This window comes from Zhongshania sp. (assembly GCF_041623545.1).
GTDB lineage: Bacteria > Pseudomonadota > Gammaproteobacteria > Pseudomonadales > Spongiibacteraceae > Spongiibacter.
In genome coordinates, this window is the sequence record NZ_JBFJWS010000157.1 from 1 (window position 1) to 7,315 (window position 7,315).

Below are 7,315 nucleotides of genomic sequence, written 5' to 3' on the forward strand. Positions count from 1 at the left end.
GCCGTTATCCCACTTGCCACCGTGGGGACCAAGTGCCGAGGCGCGGGTCACGTAAGCCTGATACAGTTCTTCACGCAGCTGGCGGTTATCGGCGTACTGCAATATGGGCAAGTAGCTGGGGATATCTAGACTCAAGCGATAGCCGCTATGGCCTTTTGCTGTTGCCGCTTCGCGCAAATTATCCAATACCGTGGCCGGCACGCCAGCTAAGTCTTCAGTAGCTTCGATCAGCTTTTCCCAGCCGTCAGTGGCATCCAAAACATTATTTGAGAACGCGGTCGATAGTTCACTCAGACGCTGGGCGATGGCCGAGAAACGCTTTGCTTCGTCGTCCTCTAACGCCACCCCCGACAGGGTAAAGTCACGCAACATATGACGAACCGCCTGCTTACGTGGACCGCTCAAACTGGCAAACTCGGCACTGTCGGCAAAGCCTTTAACCCGTTCAAAAAGCGGCCGGTTCTGACCCATTTCACTATTATAGGCGGTAAGCAGAGGCAGGCAGGCACTATACGCGTTACGCCAAGCCTCGCCACTGAGTACGCTGTGGCAATGGCTAAGAGGCGCCCAGAAGCGGCCAATTTGGTCGTCAATTTCTTCTAGAGGCGCCATTAAGTTCTGCCAGCTTGGCTTAGCCTCGCAGGCAACCACCGCCGCCACGCCTTGGCGCGAAGCAGTTAACAGCGCCTCGCAATCAGCCGCTAATTGCTGGGGGTCGAGACAGGAAAACAACGGTAAACTATTGGCAGCCATAACAACTGAAACCCTGTAATAATGGTAGTGAATATGTCCAGTGTAACAAATCCACCGTCCGCTTAGTGCGTGAGATGGCTCATAGATAAATAATAGATGGAGATAGATTAATGACTTACAAGGCCCAAAATTTTGTTCGTCGCTTTGAAGAACACACGCCCAAGCTTGCTGACAACGTATTTATCGACCCCAGTGCGGTAGTGATTGGCGATGTTGAAATAGGCGCCGACAGCTCAATTTGGCCCAACACCACGGTACGCGGCGATATGCACAGCATCCGCATTGGCGCCCGCAGCAGTATTCAAGACAATAGTATTTTGCATATAACCCACGCAGGGCCCTATAACCCCGAGGGCTACCCGCTTACGATTGGGGACGAGGTCACCGTTGCCCACAGTGTGACCTTGCATGGCTGTACGATTGGCAACCGAGTTCTGATTGGTATGGGCAGTATTGTGATGGATGGCGCGGTGATCGAGGATAATGTGGTCGTCGGCGCCAATTCCCTTGTGCCGCCAGGTAAGCGCCTAGTCAGCGGCTCGCTGTATGTTGGCAGCCCCGCCAAGCCGGTACGTGAACTCAGCGAGGGTGAGTTCAAGTACTTTAGCTATAGCGCCAGTAATTACGCCAAGCTCAAAGACCGCCATATCAAGGAATTAAACCGAGCAGACTAATTAAATGCACCCGCACCGTAAGCAAGATAAGCAATATAGATAATGTAAATGCTGAGTAAGCCACCGCCTTCCAGCCGCGATATGCGCCTTGCGCGACTTGGTCCCCGTGCGACTAAAAAGAATATACCCGTTAGTAATAGCATAACGGGGTAATCGCGGCTCATCACTTCAGGGTCAATCGGGCCAGGTGCTAAAACGCCCGGAATTGCCATTACCCCAAGTAAATTAAAGAGGTTAGACCCCACCACATTGCCAATGGCAATATCGTGTTCATTCTTGCGCGCCGCCGCCACGGAGGCGGCCAGCTCCGGCAAGCTCGTGCCAATCGCCACGACGGTAAGACCTATAATAAGGTCGCTCAAGCCAAAGAAATGGGCAATGTCCACCGCTGACCATACTAATAAGCGCGCGGAGCCAATCAACAATAGCAAACCGAGTAATAGCCAGCCCAGTGCCGCCTTAATACCCATATCTTTAGGGATCTCAGCTTCAAATTCAGCCTCTATACTGTCACCACTGCTGTGTTTCGCCTCCCACAACTGGCGCAGGATCACCGCAGCAAAACCAAACAGTAAGATGCTACCGTCCATGACGCCGAGATCGCCGTCACGCATTAAAAAATAACCCACGAGCATAACGATAATGAGTAGCGGAATTTCCCGACTAATCAGCTTCGACTGAACATTTAAGGGAATAAGCAGCGCAGTGAGGCCCAAGATCAGCGCGATATTGGTAATATTTGAGCCCAGTGCATTACCCACCGCCAAACCAGCTTGGCCGTCATTAGAGGCGATCGCTGACACCAACATCTCTGGCGCTGAGGTGCCAATGCCCACGACCAAAATACCGATAACCAGCGGCGATATACCAAGAATATTGGCTGTAGCGGAGGCGCCGATCACAAAACGATCTGCACTCCACACTAACAAAATCAGCCCAACGATCAGGGCGACTACGGTAACTAACATAGACTTATTCCAGAATTTATAGCGTTGTCGTGTTTACGCCGACAAAGATTGACGAATTAACTCAATAACCGGCTTGGTGTCAGGCCGCACGCCTCGCCAGATACAAAATGACTCTGCCGCTTGTTCAACCAGCATTCCTAGGCCATCTGACACTGCCCACGCCGTCTCACCTGCCGCCCAGCGCATAAAAGGCGTGGGCGCGGCGCCATACATCATGTCGTAGGCGCAGCCATCATTGCTCAGAATATGGGAGGGCAGGGGCGGTAGGTCGCCACTCATGCTCGCGCTCGTGCCATTAATAATTAAATCAAACTGGGCACTGGCTAGTCCGGCATAGCTACCACCGGCAATTTTGCCCAATTTTTGAAATTGTTGAGCTAATTCTTGGGCCTTTTCTTCAGTGCGGTTTGCTATTAATACGTGGCTGGGTCCCTGTTTTAGTAATGGCCCAAGAATGCCACGTACCGCGCCACCCGCCCCTAGCACGAGTATTCGCCGGTCTTGCATGTCCCAGCCTAAATTGTCGTGTATGTCTCGAACTAAGCCAACGCCATCCGTATTGTCACCGTAGATGGTGCCGTCTTCTTGGATCGCAAGGGTGTTAACCGCGCCGGCGCGACGAGCGCGCCCACTGAGCTGGTCAGCAAATTCAAAGGCATCGAGTTTAAAGGGCACAGTGATATTTAAGCCCTTGCCGCCGTGCTCAAAAAACTGAGTGGCAACTTCAGCAAAGCGGCCCAATTCAACTTTGTGGGCGCGGTAGTGCAATTCCTGGCCGGTTTGCTCCGCAAAAGCGGCATGAATCTGCGGCGATTTGCTGTGTTTGACGGGATTGCCGTAAACCGCGTAGTGATCTAATTTATCCATAAAAAAGGGTACTGCCTTTTATTTTTGGCTTCGAATTCTGAGCGTAAAACAGCCAAATACCACTAATGTGGAGCCAGCCAATCTCGCACCGGCAAAAACTGCGACGTCAGTGCCGCTTCAGGGCTATTGTCGTCGGGCTGCCAATTATACTCCCATCTCACCAAGGGTGGCAGCGACATCAAAATCGATTCGGTGCGACCACCGCTTTGTAGGCCAAACAAGGTGCCGCGATCACAGACCAAGTTAAATTCAACATAGCGGCCACGACGATAAAGCTGGAAATCGCGCTCGCGCTCCCCCCAGGGCTTATCTTTGCGCCGCTCAACAATCGGCACATAGGCCGCGGTATAGGCGTTACCGATGGCCTGCATAAACTCAAAGCAGCGCTGAAAACCACCTTCATTGAGATCGTCAAAAAATAGACCGCCCACGCCACGCGCTTCCTGACGGTGTGGCATATAAAAATACTCATCACACCATTTTTTATAGCGCGGGTAGACGTCCTCGCCAAAGGGCGCGCAAGCGTCAAAAGCGGTCTGATGCCAATGGCGGCAGTCTTCTTCATTGCCATAGTAAGGGGTTAAGTCAAAACCGCCGCCGAACCACCAAACCGGCTCCTCACCGGGTTTTTCAGCAACAAAGAAGCGCACATTGGCATGGCTCGTCGGCACGTGGGGATTAAGCGGGTGCATCACTAAAGACACGCCCATGGCTTGGTAGCTGCGGCCCGCCAGCTCTGGACGATGGGCGCTCGCACTGCCAGGCATGGCATCACCCTGGACATGGGAAAAGTTCACGCCGCCTTTTTCAAATACCGCACCATCAGTAATAACGCGGCTGCGGCCCCGGCCCCAATCGTCTTCAACAAAGTCAGCCTTACCGTCGAGAGCGCTCAACTGCGCACAAATACGGTCCTGTAATGACAAAAAAAACTGTTTTACTGCTTCAATATCAACGTCTTGCATTATTTCTCTCCAGCGACTCAAACAGCCGCCATATTGTCAGCCGCCTCGCAAATATTGCCCGGTTAGCGCGTCGCGAATACCGGTGGGCTGAGCTAAACCGCCTGTGCGGCCGGGTAAATAATAATCCACAGCCGAGCGAAAATAGCGCTGAACCTCGACTTGGCTGCGGGCAGGCTCCAAACCAGCGGGGTTGGCTGAGGTCGAAACCAAGCAGGTGTTAGCCGTCTGACACAGGGCCACGGTGAGGGGATGATTGCTAACGCGGATGGCGACACTGTCATGCTTACCGCGAATCCACTCTGGCGCCCAGCCCGCGTCGGGCACCACCCAAGTGTTCGGTCCCGGCCAACTTGCCATTAATAATTCTTGGACGTCGTCTGGTAGCAGGGGTAGTACACCCTGAAACCGCGACACATGATCGGCCACCAGCACCATGCCTTTGGCCGGGTCTCGCTGTTTTAAGTGCAATATCCGCGCTACGGCTGACTGGCTCCAAGGCACACAAGCCAGGCCCCACACCGCTTCGGTGGGGTGAGTAATCACTTTTCCTGCACGAAGCAAAGCTGCGGCACGACGCAAACGATATTGGGCAGACAGGGGCATGATGAATTATCCGCAGTAAGGGCAATCAGTGGTTAAAACGGCCTTGTAATGCGGGCAAAGTATACAGGTTTTTTGACCGCGCTTTTTGAATAAATGATGGCTAGCCAGTCACTATGACTAGCGGCTGCGCTGCCACGCGCCGCGATATTGCTCTACCCAGCCCTCGACTTCAAGGTCGCTTAATAAGCTGAGCAAATCGGCAATCGGTAAGCCTAGATTATCGGCGAGGGTGTCAATATCGGTGGGTTCATAACCCAAGGCTTGATATACCGGCGAATTTGTTTCGCTATTTACGGCGTGGTCTGACGGAGCGATATGATTTCTGTCATTCCAGCCAGAGAACTCTTCTAAAATATCGTCGACATCCTCAACCAGTTTAGCGCCTTGTTTAAGCAAGTTATTACAGCCGCGGCTAGCCGGATTGTGGATGGAGCCAGGAATGGCGAAAACTTCACGATTTTGCTCTAAGGCCTGGCTAGCGGTTATCAATGAGCCGCTGCGCAGTGCCGCCTCGATCACCAATACCCCAAGGCTCATGCCGCTAATAAGGCGATTGCGGCGAGGAAACTGATGCCGCAATGGTGGGCTACCCAGTGGCAACTCACTGATAATTAGGCCCTCAGTGCCAATCTGCTCAAAAAGCGCTCGATTACTTCGGGGGTAACACTGATCTACCCCAGTACCCAATACCGCGATCGTGGAGGAGGCACCCGCGAGCGCACCACGGTGCGCAGCCGCATCTATCCCAAGCGCCATGCCGCTGACCACCGTCATGCCTACTTGGCTCAGAGCTTTGCCAAAACGCTCTGCATCACCCATGCCGCAGCGGCTGGGGCGGCGACTGCCAACCACCGCGCAGAGGGGTTTATTCAGCAACTCGCTGCGGCCACGGTAATACAGAAGTGGTGGAGCATCGTGGATTTCTTTTAGTAGCGCGGGGTAATCAATATCGTGCCAGCACAAAATATTGGCATTGACGTGATAAAGCCCTGAGGTGATCTCCTGTTCTGGATTACGACGCGCCAAAACGCGATCCAGCTTGTCTAAATGCTGACTGCTCAGCGACAGCGCCGCCCAGTCTTCCTTCGGTAAGTTCAGTATTTGCCGAGGGTGCAATACATTGGCGATTAAACGCCGAAAATTCGCTGGCGTTAATTGGAGGGTTTGCTGAGTTAACAGCCACAGGCCGGCAAAATGTTCCACGCTCGCTTCCTTGCGATCTAGAAAAGCGGTCCGAAGTTTCGAACCGCCGGTTTATTTCTTTATGGGTTTTTAACTTTGTCGCCTACTTTCAGCGGCTCTTCCGCCTTTAAAACCAAGGCGTAACTCACTTTTTCAAAGCTGCGGAACACCATCAGCAAGCCCGCGCGAACGTCAGGCGTCTTAACACGCTCGTTGGTAACCGGGTCGGTGACCACCACACCCGTGGTGTAGATCGCCATAACATCGCCGGGCTCGATTTGGTTGCGTTCACCAAGATTCAGTGTCACCACGTCCATGCTGCCAATCTGGGTCAAACCACCTTCCACTGCGATGATAAAGCCATTGCTATTATCGACTGGTGCCTTGGGCGCAAAACGGGCGTGTAACTGGCGAGTTTCCAGGGGCAAAAAGCGGTCTGCGCGGCGAATCTCTTGGGTGCTGCGATTTAAGGTGAGGGTCGCCACGTCTTTTTCTGTCGCCAGAAGATTGGCGGTACCAATATCCGTTGCCTCTACACCGAGAATTTCACCAGTTTTCGGGTCGCTATACACCTGTCCACGCCGATAAATACCGTAGGTTTCTTCACCGCTAAAATCACCGCGACCCAGTACTTGGTCGCCCGCACCCGCTACAATATTTCCACGCTTTCCGGACAATACGTAGGGCGCTGCAGCGAGCACCTCGTCGGTCACTACGCGGCTGCGAGTGAGGAAAGGCGCGATAACATCCAGCGGAATAGCTGGAATAGCGTCTTTAATATCCGCGATCCGCATTTGCGGGGTCAATTTAACGATACCGTCGTCAGGCCCTGGGTTGCGCACCAACACCGGCTTGCCGTCGATCCACATCAGTTTTAACAGATCACCGGGGTAAATTAGATGGGGGTTATTCACCTGAGGGTTGTAGTGCCAGAGCTCAGGCCAATACCAGGGGTCATTTAAAAACTTCGCCGATATATCCCACAGGGTATCGCCCTTAACAACGACATAGGTTTGTGGGTGCCCGGCTTTCAAAGAGAGCACATCCCCAGCCTGGGCAACTGCCATCAGCAGGCCAAGACATACTCCCATTACCGTGTTCTTCATAATCGCTTCCTATAGCACTCTGATCTGGTCGCCAATCATCCCGCAAAATCGCAAGTATCAGGCATTTATTAAACGCTCGCTGTATAATATAGAGGATACTCTGCAACAGGCGAATGATTTGTGGAGTGTAATGTGCACTCAATCATCATCTTAGCAATACTTACACAACTTACACGAGAAATGGTCACAAACTGTTA

At 52.9% G+C, this 7,315-nt stretch carries 7 protein-coding genes and 1 pseudogene; 1 reads left to right on the forward strand and 7 read right to left on the reverse strand.

Going from position 1 to position 7,315, the window contains the following annotated elements; all coding sequences use genetic code 11:
- Nucleotides 1–753: pseudogene (locus ABYT30_RS13000) on the reverse strand (oligopeptidase A); the annotation flags it as partial.
- Between the two features lie 110 nt (nt 754–863).
- Here ABYT30_RS13000 and ABYT30_RS13005 point away from each other — a divergent pair.
- Nucleotides 864–1,427 carry a gamma carbonic anhydrase family protein gene (locus tag ABYT30_RS13005; RefSeq protein ID WP_373096868.1) on the forward strand — a complete coding sequence of 188 codons (564 nt, stop codon included), beginning with the start codon at nt 864–866 and terminating at the stop codon, nt 1,425–1,427.
- Here ABYT30_RS13005 and ABYT30_RS13010 read toward each other — a convergent pair.
- The 6 genes from ABYT30_RS13010 to ABYT30_RS13035 form a co-directional block, all read right to left on the reverse strand.
- A complete protein-coding gene (locus tag ABYT30_RS13010; protein ID WP_373083033.1) occupies nt 1,424–2,395 on the reverse strand; it encodes a calcium/sodium antiporter in 972 nt (323 codons plus the stop codon). The two genes, ABYT30_RS13005 and ABYT30_RS13010, sit on opposite strands and share 4 nt — an antisense overlap.
- Nucleotides 2,396–2,428: 33 nt before the next feature.
- On the reverse strand, nt 2,429–3,262 hold the full coding sequence (gene aroE / locus ABYT30_RS13015) for a shikimate dehydrogenase (RefSeq protein WP_373096870.1): 834 nt from the start codon (nt 3,260–3,262) through the stop codon (nt 2,429–2,431).
- Nucleotides 3,263–3,324: 62 nt separating this feature from the next.
- Entirely contained in the window at nt 3,325–4,227 is a 903-nt protein-coding gene (gene hemF, locus ABYT30_RS13020; RefSeq protein ID WP_373083029.1) for an oxygen-dependent coproporphyrinogen oxidase, read from the reverse strand.
- A gap of 36 nt (nt 4,228–4,263) precedes the next feature.
- On the reverse strand, nt 4,264–4,830 hold the full coding sequence (locus tag ABYT30_RS13025) for an L-threonylcarbamoyladenylate synthase (protein WP_373083028.1): 567 nt from the start codon (nt 4,828–4,830) through the stop codon (nt 4,264–4,266).
- 117 nt (nt 4,831–4,947) lie between these two features.
- The gene (gene dprA / locus ABYT30_RS13030; RefSeq protein WP_373096872.1) at nt 4,948–6,033 is read right to left on the reverse strand and encodes a DNA-processing protein DprA; all 1,086 of its coding nucleotides are present in this window, start codon (nt 6,031–6,033) and stop codon (nt 4,948–4,950) included.
- A gap of 59 nt (nt 6,034–6,092) precedes the next feature.
- Nucleotides 6,093–7,118, reverse strand: coding sequence for a LysM peptidoglycan-binding domain-containing protein (locus tag ABYT30_RS13035; protein ID WP_373096873.1), 1,026 nt, complete (start codon nt 7,116–7,118; stop codon nt 6,093–6,095).
- Nucleotides 7,119–7,315 lie beyond the last annotated feature (197 nt).

Coding starts and splice junctions, on each gene's coding strand:
- ABYT30_RS13005 (WP_373096868.1), top strand. CDS start 864: ATGACTTACAAGGCCCAAAATTTTGTTCGTCGCTTTGAAGAACACACG.
- ABYT30_RS13010 (WP_373083033.1), bottom strand. CDS start 2,395: ATGTTAGTTACCGTAGTCGCCCTGATCGTTGGGCTGATTTTGTTAGTG.
- aroE (WP_373096870.1), bottom strand. CDS start 3,262: ATGGATAAATTAGATCACTACGCGGTTTACGGCAATCCCGTCAAACAC.
- hemF (WP_373083029.1), bottom strand. CDS start 4,227: ATGCAAGACGTTGATATTGAAGCAGTAAAACAGTTTTTTTTGTCATTA.
- ABYT30_RS13025 (WP_373083028.1), bottom strand. CDS start 4,830: ATGCCCCTGTCTGCCCAATATCGTTTGCGTCGTGCCGCAGCTTTGCTT.
- ABYT30_RS13035 (WP_373096873.1), bottom strand. CDS start 7,118: ATGAAGAACACGGTAATGGGAGTATGTCTTGGCCTGCTGATGGCAGTT.